The following is a 16182-nucleotide window of genomic DNA, read 5'->3' as shown; positions in this document are numbered from 1 at the left end:
CACTATGGCAGATGGGGCTGCCCTGCAAATATCAAAGATGTGAGGGATCCGATCACGGATTGGAATATCAGTCAGAGCGCCGTGCGGGATCCTGCCTCCAATCGTCAAGACCGGCCAAAGCCTGTCCCAGAACCTCCGTCCAGACCGGATCATAGCGCAGCCGCTTTGGCGCAAGAGGGTGGGCCATGGCCGCCGCGGCAAGAGTTCCATCGCCCCAGACCGAATGAGCCCGTCCCGTTCGCCGCCTCCACAGATCGGCGATATGCGCACGCTCGCAAAGCGCCTGCATAGCCTTTCTTCGCTCGGGGGCGGCGCGGCAGAGCAAAGCCCGCGCCGCCAACTCGATATCGACCGACAGAACCGCCCGCATCACAGATCAAAGCTGCGCCGGACGAACGGCCCTGGCCCGAACCTGTCCGAAACTTGCGCGACACCGATCTCGGCGGCGCCGAATACGCTATCGGCCGTTCGCTGGGCCCCAGTATAGCGCCAGACCGGCGCATCGAGCAGGACCTCCCGGACAACCGCTTCGGCGCGATAAACACGCAACAGATACTGCTCGCGCTCTTCGCCCAGAGGCACATCGAGCCCGGTCCAGGTATCGCCGTCGATCCGGGTGCGGCGGATCCAGCTCAGATCCAGATCCGATCCTAACAGAGCCCCCTCCAGGTGCCCAGGCCGGTAGGGCCGCAGACCGTTCCCCTGAAAGCTGTGGACCAGATAATCATAGGCCGGATCGTCGATTGGCCGCTGGGCCGGACCGTAGCGGAAATGTTGCTCCACCCCCCGAAGCGAGGCGGGCATCTCAAGTTGACGAGGCGCCCCGTCCAACAACACGAACCGCGATCCCGGCGGCCAGTCGGCCGGAGCGATCCCGTCGCTGCCCGCCTGCCCCCTAAGCCGCAAGGTCAGATCGTAGATGTTCTCGTCAACAAGCTTCGCCGTAGCGAACTGGAAGACCTCCCAGCCATCCGGCGTCCCATCCCCGATCGCCGCGACATTCGCGCCCGATAGAAGCCGGTCGAGTGCAACGCTGCTGAGCTCGCCCCGAACCAGTCTCACACGCAAGGCCGCACCGCGGTCCACGACGCCGGGAGGCGCTCGGAAAAGCGGCGTCTGGGTAAGGCCGATCACCGATTGGGCCGCAAAAATATCACTCAGCGCGTAGTCGCTGTCCTGCGTCGAGCCATAAAGCGCGACCGATCCCGGCCATGGAACACCCGTGAAGGCAACATGCGGTGCATGGGGAACTTCCTCACCGCTGAGAAGCGGCAGATCGAGGAAGGTCGCGGCGACAGGAACCGGCGCAAGGAACGAGCTTTTCGGCACGCCTTCCTCAAGCAGCTCATGGGGCCGATAGGTCTCCGGCTCAACCCGCGTCGCCTCCAGCAGCTGTGCCTCCGTCTGCTCCACCCGGTCGACGCGAAAGAGCCCCCGCTCCGGCACCCGAAGAACATCGCCCGCCCCGATATCAAGTCGCGACGGCGGCAATGTGAGCGTCAGCGTATCACGCGCCACGCGCGCCTCGGACAACCAGCGTTCCGCGATCCGCTGCCCTTCGGCCCGCGTCAGGACCAGGGACAGATCCGATTGCGAAACCGATGCTGACCCGTCGCCCGGAAACACCGCTTCTGAGGAAGCAACCGCATAGCTGTCATCGCCTTCGACAAAGCTCACGCGCACCCGGCCGGATGTCTCGGCTTCCGGCAGACGCACCGCCTCGATCGGTCCAGCCGCATCCGCCTCCTGCACGATATGATCAAGCGTCACCGCCTGCGTCTCGCGCCCGGTCCGGGTCTGAAAGACAACCTTTCCGTCCCGCTCGACCGCATCAAAACCATAGGCGATCATCAGCGGCTGAAGCGCCGCTCGCGCCGTCGTCACGTCGCTCAGGGCATAGCCCCGGACAAGCCCCCAAAGCTCCGACGTGTCGTAGTCGCTCAGCCCGGCCCGCTCGCAGATCTCCTCGACCACCGACGCCAGAGGCCGCGCCGAGGCCCGTCCCGTGATCCAGTGACCGCGGGCATGATTGGCGCCATCGCTCCAGGTCTCACGGTCGTTCGGGAAAAACGGAAAGGGCCGTGCATCCCAGGCCCAGACATGAAAGCGATTGAACCGCAGAAGCCGGACCCCTGTCTCGGGCATGACCGGATTATTCCATTCCTGCGAATAGAAAAGGAACATCGCCCGCAGGTACTGAAGCTGAATAAAGTCGTCGCGCAGCCCGTTCGAATAGCGCGGCAAACTCGATTCCGAGGATTTGGGATCGACGAACTTGTTCGGCTGGTTCGTCCCCTTGTCGACCGCCGCACAGCCCAATTCGGTGAACCAGATCTGCTTGGATCCCGGCACCCAGTCCGTCGGATTGGCCTGACGAACCCCGCCGATGCGATTGTGATGCGCGTTTGCCCACCAGCCCTGCAGATCCTTGTAGCGAAAGACCCAAGGCTCGCCGTAAGCGCCATCGGTAATCGGGGTCCGGATTTGCGCCGCCCGCGCCTCGGGCGAATGATAATACCAGTCGTATCCCTCCCCGCCCTCGATATTGGAAGTCAGGTATTTAAGGTTATAGATCGATCCCCAATCGGCATCCGCGTGATCGTCGCCATCCCGCCAATCCGACAGCGGCATGTAATTGTCGATGCCGATGAAATCGATCGCATCATCGGCCCAAAGCGGGTCGAGATGAAAAAAGACATCCCCCGATCCATCCTGCGGATGATAGCCGAAATATTCCGACCAGTCGGCGGCATAGCCGATATTGGTATCCGGCCCGAGGATCGCGCGCACCTCGCGGGCCAGCCGAACCAATTGCGCCACCGCGGGAAAGCTGTTGGCCGCCCCCCGGATCTGGGTCAGCCCGCGCATTTCAGAGCCGATGCAAAAGCTGTCGATCCCGCCTGCTGCGGCGCATAGATGCGCATAATGCAGGATGAACCGGCAATAGGACCACTCCGCCGGTCCGGTATAGGTGATCGTCTCACCGCTCCGGCTGAAATGCTCGGGACGCGCCTCGCCAAAGAACGCAGCCACCTCCGCCTCCGCAGCCGCCGTGCCATCGGTCGATCCCGGCTGGCCCGGCGCCTTCAGCGTCGTGATCCGCCCTCTCCACGGCAGCACCGCCTGATCGGCGGCATCGCTGTAGGGATCGGCGCGTCCATTCCCCGCAAGCTGCTCCATCAGGATGAACGGATAGAAGACGACGCGCTTTTGCTGGCCCGCCAGATGCTGGATCGCCTGAATGACCGATGCGTCCGACGGCGTGCCGCCATAGACCGGCCTACCATCCTCGGTCGGCACAACCTCCACCTGGCCGCGCCCCGCGCCCGAGACCGCCCAATCGCCGCCGCCTGCCGAACGCTCGACCTTGGGTTTGAGCCGGCAATCGCCCGCTCGCAGATCGTCCCCGAACCACGACACGATCAGGGACACCGATACGCATTTCGGAACCTCCTCGACCAATGCCTCGACTGAGGTCACGAAATCCGTCTTGCCCGACGGCGTGTTGATATTGGCGATCTCGGTTTGCCCATACTCGATCTGCCGCCGCACCGGGGACGTGGCCAATGAAAACTCACCGCTGCCCGGCATCATCGCGACAGCACGCACGATCTGCGGGATGTCCTGCGGAGGCAGGTCCTCCGGCACCGGACGCATCACTTCGAACGACAGCTGCGGGATCCGGTTGCCGAACTGGCCCAGTGGCAGGTTGTCGAGCACCACATAGGCGGTGCCGCGATAGGCAGGCACGTTGCCCGCGCCTTCGATGGCCTCGATCTTGGCATCGGGAAGTTGGTCCTGCCCGCCTTTGTAGACACGCATGTTCAGATCATCGCGCGCGATCTCGACCCCGTCCGCCCAGACGCGCCCCACGCGGCTGATCTCGCCATCACACAAGGCGACCGCCATGTTGATATAATAACTGTATTCCTTGGTCTTGGGCTGGCTCGGTGCCCCGCCCTTCCCGCCGCCTCCGCCGGAGGTCTTGGTCTTCTCGCGGAATTTCGACGCCCAGATCACCTGGCCCGACACCCGCATGCGTCCGAAGATGCGCGGGATCGCCGTCCCTTCGCTCGCGCCCGTCAGGCGGAACCGGTCGACGCGCCCGACCTCGACCGTCTGGCTGCCAGAGCCCATGAGCCGCTGATCGATGACCCGGCCCAGCGCCGCGCCCGCTGCGCGACCGATGACAGCCGTCGACAGACCCAGAACCGAGCCGCCGATCGTACCACCGATCGCCATGCCCGCCGCGGAAAGAACAAGTGTCGCCATCAGATAGTCCTCTCAGGAAAGGCAAAACGCGCCACGATCCGGCGCCGCCAGGGCTCGCTCAGCGGGCTTTCGACCACGCCGTGTTCGGAATAGGCGTGAATGAAAGAGGCCTCGGCCCCGGTCCCGGCCTGGATCCCTAGATGCTTTGCCACGGCCCCTGCCCGCATCCTGAACAGCAGAACATCACCGGGCATCTCTATCGCCCCGTCCCTCGCCGCCAGATGCCGGAGCGCAGCGCGCCAAAGCACCTCGTCGCCCTGCGGCTCGGACCAGTCGGCGCTATAGGCCGGAACGGGTTCGGGCTCGGCCCCGTGGCAATCGCGCCAGACGCCGCGCAGCAGGCCAAGGCAATCCGTGCCCGCCCCCTTCACCGAGGCCTGATGCAGGTAAGGCGTGCCGATCCAATCACGCGCCGCCGCAACGACCGCGCTCATCGCGTCCGGCTCCCGCCGCTATTGTCACCCGAACGCGTCGGCACGCTGATCAGCCAGTCCTCGCCGGGGATATCCGGAAAGCCTTGAAAATTCAGATAGTTGTTGAACTTGAGCCGGCAGGTCTCGGCCCGCTTGTCGCAGCCCGCCGTCATCCGCAGCGTATCGCCCTCGGCCACATCCGCCCGGATCGGAGCCCAAAGCTCCACCACGCGCACCCCGTCGATGACCCGGTCATGTTTGATGACGCCCGACAACCCCACGGCCGCGCCGCTCGTCAGTGTCAGCGTGCCGCGCTCAAACCAGCGGTCCTCGAAATTCAGAAGACCGGGAAAGCGAAAGACCTGCCCCTCCGTCTCCGCGCTCGCCACTTGGCTCGTCACATAGCCGTCCGCGTTCAGATCGAAGCGGCAGGTCTCATCGCCCAGAACCGCGCCGCAGCCGCGCTGAAAGACCCGTCCCATCGGCTCGTTCAGCTTCTCGGCCAAACCGCGCAGCTCGGCATGGAAGGCCCCGCCCTGCCGCCGGATCTCTCCGATCGAGCCCTTGAACTGCAGCATCCGCTCGGTCACATCGGCCCAGTTCACCAGCCAGGCGCGTACCTCGGCCCCGTCAAAGCGCCCTGCCTCGATATCGGCCTCGCGGATCGACGCATCGCTCAGCGCGCCCATCGCCTCGGTATTGTCCACGGACAGACCCGTCGTCTGGCTTAGCGCCTTGGCGGTAAGACCGCTATCGGCCCGGAACGAGATATCCTCGAAGCTCAGCTCGGTGTCGTGATCGGTGAACCCCAGAACCGTCCCGTCCGCACGCGTCACCGCCCAGCAGCGGCAGACCGTGGTCGTGCCGGTTCCCAGATGCTCCAGAAGCGCGCTCATACCCGCACCTCGACAATCGGTACATTCGGCACTTCGCCTGCCCGAAAGCTGGCGACCGAGGTCTGGATCCGGTCGACATCGAACCGCACCGGCACGTCGAACTCGAACCCGGCCCGGATCGTCACGCCTTCAGCGGGCGGCTCCGCGAAAGAGATCTCTCCGGTCGCCGTATCGATCTCGAAATCGATGCGCTCCTGAAGCTCGACCTGCTCCAATGCGATCCGGACCGTCCCGGCTACGGGCTTGCGGATCGGACGCGCATAGCATTGATCGCCCGACGCATAATCCTTGATCAAAGGAAAGACATCCTGCCGTTCAGGCGTTCCATACCCTATGATCTGATCGAAGGCTGTCACATCCTTGGACGGCAGGCTCGATTTGAAATCGCCCCAATCCTTCCAGCGAAACCCGAACAGCTGCCCCTGACGCGCCTCGAAAAACGCGATCAGCGCCTCGACATCGTCGAGCGACCGCAAGCCCACGCCCGCATCATAGCGCCTGCGCGAATCTCGCCAGGGCGTGTTGCGCTCTTCGAACCCGTTGGCCAGCGTCACGACCTCCGTACGCCGCTCCGGGCCGCCGACCGATCCGAAACTCAGCGCGGCGGGAAATCTCACCTCGTGAAAGCTCATAGCGTGCTCCTCATGCGTTGCGCTGGCCGCGGCCCAGCATCCGGCTCATCTGAGCGGCGATCTGGCCTTGGCTGCGCTGAAACCCGGCGACGTCGGGCGTGGTGATGTTCATGACGATCTGCGATGCGCCGCCCCCCTGGGCGCGCACACCCAGACGGCCATCGGCGCCCCGGGTCAGCGGCATGATCGCCTCAGGTCCCGCCTCGCCCATCAGGCCCATCCCGCCGCGCATCGGAAAGGTCGTCGGGCCGCTGACGACACCGCCTTTTGCAAAGGGCGTCACGCGCCCCGAGGTAAACGCGCCGCCTTTCTCGTATGGCATCAGCCCGCTGACGATCGAATTGATCCCGTCCGAGATCAGACCGCCGAAATGGTCCGTCACCGGCCGCATCGCGGTGTTGTAGGCCGTGTCGATGATCGACCGGCCCAGCACGTCGAGCGCATCGGCCAGCTTCATTCCGTCGAAGGCCAGCCCGTCAAACGCGCGCCTAAGGCCGCGGCTGATCCCGCTTTCCAGATTGCCCAGATCGCGCACCGTGCCGTCCATCCCGCCGCGCAGGCTCGCCAGCTCCGCGCCGAAAGCCGCCGTCATCCGGCTGGCTTCGCCCAGATCGCTTTCCAGCCCGTTCAGCTCCGAGCCAAGCTCGTCATAGTCCGCCATCCTGTCCTCCGTCCGCGTCGGGATATGCCGCCGCCAGTTCCTCAAGCCGGGAGCGTCCCAGCGGCGCCTCAGCCGCGCTGCGTCCCAGCAAAAACATCAGCTCCGCCGGGCTCAGCGCCCAGAACTCCGCCGGTTTCAGACCGGCGCCGTGCAGCCCGGCCCGCATCAGGCCGGGCCAGTCGAGCCCTCTCATGGCTGCGAAAAAGCCCGCGCCAGAAGCGCCGCCGCCGCCTTGGCTGCGCCCACCGGGCCGCCCTCGATCTCGGCAGTCAGCAGATCCGCCCAGCGGCCCTGCCAACCGCCACCGCGTAGGCCCGCCACGACCAGCGCCATCACGTCGCCCGCGCGGAACCCGCCCGCCTCGAACCGCTCGACCAGATCGACGATCCCCTCGCTTTCAAGCTCGGCCTCCAGTTCGGCCAGCGCACCTAGCGTCAGCTTGCAGACATGCCGCTGGCCATCGATCACAAGGCTTACCTCTCCTGCGAAGGGATTGCCCATCACAAAGCCACGAAGCTCAGCTCACCGGCCGAGGCCATGCTCAGCTCATAGGTCGCCTCGCCCTGAAGCTGGCCCGCATACTCGATCGACGCGATCTGGAACGCGCCTTCGATCGTGCCGAAATCGGGGATGATGACCTGAAAGTTCGGCACTTCGCCGTCGAAAAAGACCTGCCGGATCCGCTCGTCCGTGGCCGCATCCTTGAAGATGCCCGACCCCGACAGCGCCGCGCTTTTCACGCCCGCGCCGCCCAGCAATTCCCGCCAGCCGCCCTGGCTTTCCAGCGACGTCACATCGACGCTCTCCGCGTTAAAGCTGATCCGCGTCGCCCGCAAACCGGCGGCGGTTTCGAACAGGCCATCGCCTGTCATGTCGATCTTGATAAGAAGGTCCTTGCCGTTCTGAGCCGCCATGAGCTTTACTCCATAAGTCGTTGATTAAGCGTCGTCGTCGACGATCGCACGAAAGATAAGGTCGATCCGCCGGACGCCCTCCTGCGAGGTGCGCCGCGCCCGGGCGCGCAGAAAATCGAGCGCCACAAGCGTGCCGCGCTCCAGCGCCAGATCGGCGTCCGAAAGCACATCGCTGATCTCGCCCGCCACGGTCTTGGCGCTCCGAAACCCACTGGCATCGCTGATCACGGACACGGTGAAGTCATGCCGCGCGACCTTCGCACCGACCCCCGACCGGTCCCGAACCGTCTCCGGGCCCAGCGTCACGTAAAGCTCCGGCAAGGGCCCCGAAGGCAGCGCGTCGAAGACCGGTGCGCCGACCCCAGCCAGCGCCCCATAGACCGCCGCCTGCAGCGCCTGAGAGACGGCATAGCTCATGCGGTCACCTCCTCGGCGCTGCAGACCAGATACCGGCGGCTTGCATCGCGTTCGGCCACGGCATCGATCCGGTAGAACCGCTCTCCGTCGCGGAACCGTTGTCCTGCCACAGGCCGCGAGCGGGCCCCCACCGGCGCCGCCCGCACCGTGATCTGGTAGGGCACCGCCGACACCGCCGTCGTCACGCCCGCTTTGGCGCGCCCACGCCCCGGCGTAATCTCCGCCCAAAGCGATCCGAGGATCTCCCAGGAGGCGCTATAGCCCCCCGCCCCGTCAGGCGCTTCGACCCGATGCTCGAGCACCAGCGCCCGGTTCAAACGCGGGATCATCGCGTCACCCCCCGCCCGATCCGGCGCGCCTTGTAGCGCTCGATCAGGGCCGTCACGCCGAACGGCATGCAGCCATCGCCCAAAGCGGTCTCGTGGCGGTATTCGTAGTAATGCGCGGCCAGCAGCAGCACCGCCTGCGCCAGATCGGATGGCAGCGCATCCCAGCTCGCGCCATAGCCCGCGCGCAGCCGGATCTGGACCGAGCCGCCGATCGGGATCGCGGGCAACGCGCCCGAAACCGACATCAGCCACGGCACCTGCGCATCGGGCTCCAGCCGCAGGCTCGACGCCGCGATCTCGCGCTCCGATCCATCGGGAGCGACCGCGCGGACAGACAGGATCTCCTGCACCGGCGCCAAGGGCAGCGGCTGGGCTCCGGGGCTCTTCCACAAGGTCAGGCGCAGCAGAAAGTCTCGCGTAATCAGCGCCTTGCCGGTTCGCCCTTCGATCCCGGCAATCGCCGCCCGCAAAAAGCTCTCGAGCACGCCATCCTGCAATCCGGTCTCGCCAAAGCCGGTGCCGAGCCGCAGGTGGTCTTTGAATTGCGCGACCGGCAGCGCCCCGGCGGACACGGCAGTCTCTTCGGTCAACATCATCGTCGGTCTCCAGCAAAAGCCGTTTGTTAGGTGGACGCACGCCACCGCACCCCTCGGACGGAAGGGAGCAGCTAGACGGTGCGGCTTGCCTTACGGCGTGCGCCCGTCGAGATGGACCGGCTCTGTCCGAGCCGGCCATCCCATCCGCACGTCCCGTTTAGGAGGTCGAGGCCTTGAGGACCTTGATCGCCGCGAAATCGCTGACATCGCCGCCTACGCGCTTGGTCGCGTAGAACAGCACATGCGGCTTGGCCGAGAACGGATCGCGTAGGATGCGCAGGTCCGGACGTTCAGCCACGGTGTAGCCGGTCGCGAAATCGCCGAACGCGATCGAGTGGGATCCGGAGGCCAAATCGGGCATATCCTCGGCAATCAGCACCGGATAGCCGACGAGCCGCGCAGGCTCGCCCGCCGCCAGACCGTCGGACCACAGGAAGCGGCCGTCATTGTCCTTGAGCTTGCGAATTTTGCCCGCCGTCTTGGAGTTCATGACGAAGGTGCCATTGGCGCGGTATTCGGCGCCCAGCGCATAGACCAGCTCAATGATCGCATCGGCATCGGTGATGTCGCCATCGGTGCCCGAGGGAACATAGCCCAGCTCGCCCCATTCCTCGGTGCCATCGGCCACGATGGGATGACCCAGGAACCCTTTGGGCTTGTCGACACCGTCGCCTGACACGAAGGCCTGCGCCTCGGAGCGTGCGAATTTCTGCGCGATCCGGCCCGCGAGCCAACCCTCGATATCGAAGGCCGCATCATCGAGCAGCCGCTGCGACGCTTTGGGCAACGCCGACAGCTCATGGAGCGGGATCGAAATCCGGTCGATGCGCGGCGTGTCCGTCTCTGTCACGCCGCCCGCTTCGGCAACCCAGCCTGCGCCCATTTCCGTGTGATCGACCAGTACGTCAAAGGACGTGCTCTCGACCTGCACGACATTGGCGATAGACCGCAGCGAGGCGGTCGAGCTCAGCGTGGATTTCACCGTCTCGGAGGTCTGCGGATCCACCAGATAGCCGCCATCAGCCGCCACAGATGTGCCCAGCGCCTTGCCTTCCAGTTCCAGCCCGCGCAGCCCGTCATCGTCGCCCGAGCGCAGATAGGCGGCAAAGGCCTTCTGATGGGGCTGGCCCTCTTCGGCCTTGGTGTCCAGAAGCGGGCGGCGCGCCGCCAGGGTCTTGCGATCGAGTAGGGTCATACGGTCGTCCTGCCTTTGAAGTTTGGTTTGAATGTCGTCCTTGAACGTCTTGATCTCGCTGGCGAACCCGCTCATCGCGGCCGCCAGATCGCTGGCCGGAGACACAAGCTCCCCGGCCCGAGCCTTCATCTCGGTCTTGCTCATTCTTGATCCTCTGTCAGTTTCGAGAGTGCCGGCTCAGGTCCCGGCAAGCAGACGGCGTCCTTCCTCGATCGCCGCCGCCAGATCGCGCATCTCGGTCGCTTCGGGATCCTCTCCCTTGGCGTCCACGCGCGCTTGAGGAAGCATCGGGAATGTCACCAGCGACACTTCCCAAAGCTCCAGTTCCGACAAGAGCCGTTCGCCCTTCGCCGATGTTCCCGCCTTCACCGTCCGGTAGCCGATCGAAAGCCCGTCAATGGCCCCCGCCGCGACCAAAGCCGCCGCCTCCCGCGCCTGCGCCACCTCGTCCAGAAGGCGTCCTTTGACGTAAAGGCCGCGCTTATCCTCGCGCACCTCGTCCCAGACGCCGATCGGCTGCGCCGGATCGTGCTGCCACAGCATCTTGACCCGTCCGCCCGCCTCCGTCAGCCGCGTCAGCGACGCGCCATAGGCCCCCGCCTCGACGATATCACCGCCCTGATCGCAAACCCCGAAAAGCGAGGCATAGCCTTCGATCACCGCGCCTCCGGCCGCCGCTTCGCGCACCGAAACCTCGCCGCCTAGGCGGCAGAATTTGTGTTCCAGATCCATGCTCGTTCCCCTTATGGCGCCACAGTCAGGATCGACTGAAACGCTTGCGCCAAAATCACGCCCACCACGCCGTACACGGTGAGCCAAAGCCGCTTGTCGAGCCGCTCCATCATCGCTTCGATCTTCTCCAACCGCGTATCGAGCTGCGCGAATTGCAGGGCCGCGATCCGCTCATGGGCCGCGATCCGCATACCGGGCGCGCAATCGAAGGCCTCGAACCCAAACCGCTCCTCGCTCACGTCTCCATCTCCTTGGGCGGCAGCCCCAGAAGACGGCGCTTTTCGGCCTCGGTCAGGAAATCGGCGTCCCCGACGCGCCGCCAAAGCGCCTCCCGCTCCACCGACAAGGCGGGCACCCCATCGAGATCCGGCGCCAGCGCCAAAGTCTCGCCCATGAAATCGGACAGCCAATCGCCCAGCGCGCTCAGCGCCCGGCTCGCGAACGGCAGAACCGTCAGCCGATAAAAGGCCCGGTTCGCCTCGGCATAATTGGCATAGGTCGCATCCCCGGGGATCCCCAGCAGCATCGGAGGCACCCCGAACGCGACCGAGATCTCCCGCGCCGCCGCTTCCTTGGCCTGCTGGAACTCCATATCCGACGGCGAAAAGCCCATCGGCTTCCAATCGAGCCCGCCTTCCAGCAGCATCGGCCGCCCCGCATTGCGCGCCCCCTGATGCTGGCTCTCCATCTCCGATTGCAGCCGGTCGAACTGATCGGCCGATAGCTGCCCCTGCCCGTCGATGCCCCGGTAGACGATCGCACCCGAGGGCCGCGCCGCATTATCCAGCAGCGCCTTCGACCAGCGCGAGGCCGCATTATGCACATCGATCGCCTGCGCCGCCGCCTGCATCGGGCTCAGCCCGTAATGGTCGTCCTGCGGATGAAAGCTCCGGATGTGGCAGATCGGGGAGACGCCGCCGTTCAGATCGAACCGATGCTTGCGCCCCCCTACAGCATACTCATAGGCAACCGGCCAGCCGTCGGCGCCAGGCACCAGGCTCATCCGGTCCGAGCGCAGCACATGCAGCTCCACCGGACGCTCCTCGCCCACCGCTTCGACATAGCCGTTCCCGGTCAGCAGAACCTGACCGTAAAGCGCCTCAAGAAACGCCTCCCCGCCCTGCCCCAGATTGGGCCGCGCGAGCAGATCGATCAGCGGATGCTCGGCATAGCGCGTCTGCCGGTCCTGCAAGCCCAAAGGCAGCGTCGCGGCGGCCTCTGCGATCAGCTTGACCGCGCGAAAGCCCACCGGATTGCCCGCGAACCCCGTGCGCGTTAGCGACGCCGCATCCCGAGGGCTCCACGCCACCCGGCCCGCGCTGGCATGCGCAATCACCCGCCCCGTGGCCGAGGCCTTCGCCTCGGGTGCGCTGCGCTTCAGAAAATCGAACATGCCCGTCTCCTCGAATCTCGCAGGGTACGTGTCCTGCGTCGTTGAGAGAGGTTTTGACGGCAAAGCCTGAACGAGTGCTGACAGGTCAGTTCGATGGGTGTTGCGGGAGGCGGTGTGTGGAGCGGTTGTTATGGAACGGGGTGTGGCTAACGTCTGCTCCGCGGGACGAAGCTGCCGTTGCCGACTAGCCTACCGAAGTGCCATAATACTTGGATGAGAGACTGCGATAAGATAAATTGGCAAGACTGGGAGTTGGTCGAAGAAAACGAACGGACGCTTCTTGAAAAGCAGCTACGAACGGAAATAGGAGTTGCGCATCATCTATATCAAGCTGTTGAAAGACTTAGAGTAATTGCAAGAGACTATGCTTCGGATGATGTTCTTGTATCCGATCCGACCGTAACGCCGCAATATTATGTTGTGCATTTGACATGGTCAGATACGCCAAGTGAAAACGAAGAATTCCCAACCTTCTGTTCGGTTTTGAAATCTCTTTTGCCGCTCGAATATCAGTGAGGGCCATGCAATTTGGGCTCCAAGCGGATGTCGGATGCGTCACGCAGTATAGATTAAGCCGAACTCCGGGTGACCACTCGCCCAACCGACCCCCTCACTCCCAGTCGAGAGCGCCCTTCTTCCATTCATAGGCAAAGCCCACGACGAAGACCGCGATGAACACCATCATCGACCAGAACGCGAGCTCCGAGATCCCCTGGAACGCCACGGCCCAGGGCATCAAGAAGATCAGCTCCAGATCCACGACGATGAACAGGATCGACACCAGATAGAAGCGCACGTCGAACTTCATCCGCGCATCGTCGAACGCGTTGAACCCGCATTCATAGGCGCTGACCTTCTCGGGATCGGGATTGCGCACCGCAAGGACGACCGCCGCGAGGATCAGCACCAGTCCTAGCCCGATGGCCAGTCCCAGGAAAATCACAATGGGCAGGTACTCTCTCAGCAGGTCATCCATGGACCGGATCCTCGTCAGCAAATCGCGCCGTCTGTCCCTACGACGCCCCCGGCAAAGGGTCAACGTCCTCCGCCTGTCAGGCATGTGAACAATCCCAGCTCCAGAGGCCCTATTCTTCAGCCCCGTTGCGTCAACGCCGACCGTTCGCCCCGTTAACCGAGATGGAGCCTTAAAATCCACCGACGCAATACCGACGCGATACCGACCGGATACCGAACCGCCGTTTTCAGCAAAACCGGGCCGTTAACCCGCTCCGCGCATCCACGCCGCCTTGCGCTTGCCGAAGAACGCCGCCGTGCCCTCTTCGGCCTCATCGCCCTCCCAGCGCGCAACCAATGCGGCAATCGACCGCTCCACGTCATCGGCCTGCCCGAAAGAGCGCAGGAGCGCCTTGGCTTCCGCCACCGCACCGGGCGCGGCATCGAGATACGGCGCAACCTCCGCCTCCACAGCCTCGTCCAGCTCCGCCTCCGGCACGGCGCGGGCCAAAAGCCCAAGCGAAACAGCCTCTTGCGCCCCAAAAAGCCGCCCTGAAAAGAACACCCGGCGCGCCTTGGCGACCCCCATCCGGGCGGCCACGTAAGGCCCGATCGTCGCCGGGATCAGCCCCAGCCGCACCTCGGTCAGCCCCATCTTCAGGGCATCCACCCCCACCGCGACATCGCAGACCGACACAAGGCCCACGCCGCCGCCAAAGGCATTGCCCTGCACCCGCCCGATCACCGGTTTGGGCAGCGCGTCCCAGGCCCCAAGCATCTCCGCCAGCTTGCGCGCCTCCGCGCCCCGCGTCGCCGCATCCGCCGCCATCTGCTCACGCATCCAGCCCAGATCGCCGCCTGCGCAAAAGGACTTGCCCTCGCCTGTCAGGACCACCGCCCGCACGGCGTCATCGGCGGCCAATATGCCAGCCGCTTGAGAGAGTTCCGCGATCATCTGCGCCGACATCGCGTTATGCTTTTCGGCCCGATCCAGCGTGACCCGAGCCACCCCGCGCCCTTCGATCTCGACCCTGACTGTCTCGCTCATATGGCCTCCGTCCGGCCCGTCCGGACCCTGTTAACGCTTTTGCCCCAATATCAGGACCTCAGACGCGATTCGCTCGTCCTGCTCCAAAACCGGCACATCGCACTGCCGCTAACCTTAACCTTTCGGTCATTAAGGTTAACGCTCACCCCGCCTTCATGGCCAAGGCGATCTCCCCGGCCCGCGCCAGCGCGTCCCGGTCGATCCCCGTCTCAACCCCCAGCGCCTCCATCCGGGCTGCCACCGCTTCAGTCGCGACATTCCCCGGCGCTCCGGGCGCATAAGGACACCCCCCAAGCCCGCCCACAGCGGCATCGAAAACCCGCAATCCAGCCTCCACGGACGCCTCGATATTTGCGACCGCCCGCCCTCCGGTATCGTGAAAATGCCCGGCCAGAGCCTCCGCCGGAGCAACAACCAGAACCGCCTTCAACATCCGCGAGACGCTCTTCGGATCCCCCGCCCCGATCGTGTCACCCAAGGACACCTCCATCGGCGCCAGCGCCCGTAACCGCTCGACCACAGCCGCCACCGCCCCCGGCGCCACCTCCCCGTCGAACGGGCACTGGATCACGCAGGACACGTAGCCTCGCACGGGCACGCCTGCGGCCAAAGCGGCCTCTACGACCGCACCAACCCGCTGAAAACTCTCGTCAATCGACGCGTTGAGATTGGCCCGGCTGAATCCCTCCGTCGCCGAAACGAAGACGGCGATCTCCCCGTCGAACCCCTCCGGGGCGGCGTCCAGATACCGCTCAAAACCTTTAAGGTTCGGCACCAGCACCCCGTAGCGCAGACCGTCCAGATGCGGGACCCCCGCCACGATCTCGGCGGTCCCCGCCATCTGCGGCACCCATTTGGGAGAGACGAAACTGCCGATCTCGATCCGGCTCAACCCGGTCCCGGCTAAAGCCTCGATCAGCCTCAGCTTCTCACCCACCGGGATGATCCGCGCCTCGTTCTGAAGCCCGTCACGTGGCCCCATCTCATAGATCCGGACCTCGCCCGTCATGCGGCTCTCTTCATCTTGTCATAAATATGCATGATCCGGCCCTCCGCCATCAGGCGCCCGGCTCGGCCGGCCAGGCGGGGTAGAAGTCCCGATCGTAAAGCCGCTTGCCCTCGCCCGGCAGGCTCTCCTGAAACGCCTCGCGCTCGGCGCAGCGCCCATACCAGGCAGCAAGCTCCTCATAGGGCTCAATCTTCGTGAAATGCCGCGCCATGTAGACCGCCTGCCCGACCGAGATATCGGCGGCCGAAAACCCGCCCTCCAGCAACCAGTCATGCCCGCCCAGAGCCTGCTCGATCGCTTCATAGCATTTGCCGATCCGGGCCGCTTCCAGCTTCATCACGATGGGCGAGCGCATCGCGTCCTCATAGAGCATCACATGCTGCTGCGTGAGCGTCGCTGCATGCTGGCTGATGGTCTCCGCGAAATGGACCCAAACCAGCCAGTCGCGCCGCTCCGCCTTGCCGGGAAGCCGCCCCAGACCGGCCTTGGGATAGCGCTCGCACAGATATTCGGTGATCGCGCCCGTCTCGAACATCACATCCCCGTCGATCTCGAGCGCCGGAACTCGCCCCGCCGGGCTTTTCTCAAGGAAATCAGGGGCCCGCAGCGCCTTTCCAAAGCGATGGAGTACAATCTCGAAGGGCACCCCGATCTCGTTCAACAGCCAGAGCGTCCGCATCGAACGGGTCTGCGGGCAGTGATGCAGACGAATATCCAAACC

Annotated in this window: 21 protein-coding genes; 1 reads left to right on the top strand and 20 read right to left on the bottom strand. The window is 64.8% G+C overall.

Annotated elements, in window-relative coordinates:
- Window positions 1-67: 67 nt before the first annotated feature.
- From AAD018_RS13335 to AAD018_RS13260, 16 genes are all read right to left on the bottom strand, one after another.
- A complete protein-coding gene (locus AAD018_RS13335) occupies window positions 68-370 on the bottom strand; it encodes a DUF7742 family protein (RefSeq protein WP_367314583.1) in 303 nt (100 codons plus the stop codon).
- Window positions 370-4272: a baseplate multidomain protein megatron gene (locus tag AAD018_RS13330; RefSeq protein ID WP_367314582.1), complete on the bottom strand. Its 3903-nt coding sequence runs from the start codon at window positions 4270-4272 to the stop codon at window positions 370-372. Before AAD018_RS13330 ends, AAD018_RS13335 begins: the two co-directional genes overlap by 1 nt.
- Entirely contained in the window at window positions 4272-4706 is a 435-nt protein-coding gene (locus AAD018_RS13325; protein ID WP_367314581.1) for an NlpC/P60 family protein, read from the bottom strand. The genes AAD018_RS13330 and AAD018_RS13325 overlap by 1 nt, the downstream gene beginning before the upstream one ends.
- A complete protein-coding gene (locus AAD018_RS13320) occupies window positions 4703-5581 on the bottom strand; it encodes a DUF2163 domain-containing protein (RefSeq protein ID WP_367314580.1) in 879 nt (292 codons plus the stop codon). Before AAD018_RS13320 ends, AAD018_RS13325 begins: the two co-directional genes overlap by 4 nt.
- On the bottom strand, window positions 5578-6213 hold the full coding sequence (locus tag AAD018_RS13315; protein WP_367314579.1) for a phage distal tail protein, Rcc01695 family: 636 nt from the start codon (window positions 6211-6213) through the stop codon (window positions 5578-5580). The genes AAD018_RS13320 and AAD018_RS13315 overlap by 4 nt, the downstream gene beginning before the upstream one ends.
- A 10-nt stretch (window positions 6214-6223) precedes the next feature.
- Window positions 6224-6874 (bottom strand): phage tail tape measure protein, encoded by a 651-nt coding sequence (locus tag AAD018_RS13310; protein WP_367314578.1) that lies wholly within the window; start codon window positions 6872-6874, stop codon window positions 6224-6226.
- Entirely contained in the window at window positions 6861-7067 is a 207-nt protein-coding gene (locus tag AAD018_RS13305; protein ID WP_367314577.1) for a rcc01693 family protein, read from the bottom strand. Before AAD018_RS13305 ends, AAD018_RS13310 begins: the two co-directional genes overlap by 14 nt.
- Entirely contained in the window at window positions 7064-7375 is a 312-nt protein-coding gene (locus AAD018_RS13300; RefSeq protein WP_367314576.1) for a gene transfer agent family protein, read from the bottom strand. The genes AAD018_RS13305 and AAD018_RS13300 overlap by 4 nt, the downstream gene beginning before the upstream one ends.
- Window positions 7375-7788, bottom strand: coding sequence for a phage major tail protein, TP901-1 family (locus AAD018_RS13295; RefSeq protein ID WP_367314575.1), 414 nt, complete (start codon window positions 7786-7788; stop codon window positions 7375-7377). The genes AAD018_RS13300 and AAD018_RS13295 overlap by 1 nt, the downstream gene beginning before the upstream one ends.
- A 24-nt stretch (window positions 7789-7812) precedes the next feature.
- Window positions 7813-8205, bottom strand: a complete 393-nt coding sequence (locus tag AAD018_RS13290) for a DUF3168 domain-containing protein (RefSeq protein WP_367314574.1) — start codon at window positions 8203-8205, stop codon at window positions 7813-7815.
- On the bottom strand, window positions 8202-8534 hold the full coding sequence (locus AAD018_RS13285; protein WP_367314573.1) for a head-tail adaptor protein: 333 nt from the start codon (window positions 8532-8534) through the stop codon (window positions 8202-8204). The genes AAD018_RS13290 and AAD018_RS13285 overlap by 4 nt, the downstream gene beginning before the upstream one ends.
- On the bottom strand, window positions 8531-9130 hold the full coding sequence (locus AAD018_RS13280) for a head-tail connector protein (protein WP_367314572.1): 600 nt from the start codon (window positions 9128-9130) through the stop codon (window positions 8531-8533). Before AAD018_RS13280 ends, AAD018_RS13285 begins: the two co-directional genes overlap by 4 nt.
- Before the next feature lie 157 nt (window positions 9131-9287).
- A complete protein-coding gene (locus tag AAD018_RS13275) occupies window positions 9288-10469 on the bottom strand; it encodes a phage major capsid protein (protein ID WP_367314571.1) in 1182 nt (393 codons plus the stop codon).
- Between the two features lie 33 nt (window positions 10470-10502).
- Window positions 10503-11057 carry an HK97 family phage prohead protease gene (locus AAD018_RS13270; protein WP_367314570.1) on the bottom strand — a complete coding sequence of 185 codons (555 nt, stop codon included), beginning with the start codon at window positions 11055-11057 and terminating at the stop codon, window positions 10503-10505.
- 11 nt (window positions 11058-11068) lie between these two features.
- A complete protein-coding gene (locus AAD018_RS13265) occupies window positions 11069-11296 on the bottom strand; it encodes a GTA head formation protein, RCAP_rcc01685 family (RefSeq protein WP_459382423.1) in 228 nt (75 codons plus the stop codon).
- Window positions 11293-12450 carry a phage portal protein gene (locus tag AAD018_RS13260; protein ID WP_367314569.1) on the bottom strand — a complete coding sequence of 386 codons (1158 nt, stop codon included), beginning with the start codon at window positions 12448-12450 and terminating at the stop codon, window positions 11293-11295. The genes AAD018_RS13265 and AAD018_RS13260 overlap by 4 nt, the downstream gene beginning before the upstream one ends.
- A gap of 252 nt (window positions 12451-12702) precedes the next feature.
- On the opposite strand from AAD018_RS13260, the gene AAD018_RS13255 reads away from it, so the two are divergent.
- Window positions 12703-12966, top strand: coding sequence for a hypothetical protein (locus tag AAD018_RS13255; protein ID WP_412005270.1), 264 nt, complete (start codon window positions 12703-12705; stop codon window positions 12964-12966).
- A 94-nt stretch (window positions 12967-13060) separates the two neighbouring features.
- On the opposite strand, the gene AAD018_RS13250 is transcribed toward AAD018_RS13255, so the two are convergent.
- The 4 genes from AAD018_RS13250 to AAD018_RS13235 all read right to left on the bottom strand — a co-directional run bounded on the left by AAD018_RS13250 (window position 13061) and on the right by AAD018_RS13235 (window position 16179).
- Window positions 13061-13426 (bottom strand): NADH-quinone oxidoreductase subunit A, encoded by a 366-nt coding sequence (locus AAD018_RS13250; RefSeq protein ID WP_367314567.1) that lies wholly within the window; start codon window positions 13424-13426, stop codon window positions 13061-13063.
- Window positions 13427-13669: 243 nt separating this feature from the next.
- On the bottom strand, window positions 13670-14452 hold the full coding sequence (locus tag AAD018_RS13245; RefSeq protein ID WP_367314566.1) for a crotonase/enoyl-CoA hydratase family protein: 783 nt from the start codon (window positions 14450-14452) through the stop codon (window positions 13670-13672).
- Window positions 14453-14594: 142 nt separating this feature from the next.
- On the bottom strand, window positions 14595-15461 hold the full coding sequence (locus tag AAD018_RS13240) for a hydroxymethylglutaryl-CoA lyase (RefSeq protein ID WP_367314565.1): 867 nt from the start codon (window positions 15459-15461) through the stop codon (window positions 14595-14597).
- 49 nt (window positions 15462-15510) lie between these two features.
- The gene (locus tag AAD018_RS13235) at window positions 15511-16179 is read right to left on the bottom strand and encodes a glutathione S-transferase family protein (RefSeq protein ID WP_367314564.1); all 669 of its coding nucleotides are present in this window, start codon (window positions 16177-16179) and stop codon (window positions 15511-15513) included.
- Between the last annotated feature and the right edge of the window lie 3 nt (window positions 16180-16182).

The organism is Aestuariibius insulae, assembly GCF_040783535.2.
GTDB classification, from domain to species: domain Bacteria; phylum Pseudomonadota; class Alphaproteobacteria; order Rhodobacterales; family Rhodobacteraceae; genus Aestuariibius; species Aestuariibius insulae.
Note: the sequence above shows the minus strand (reverse complement) of the source record. Positions and strands in the feature narration are given on the sequence as shown.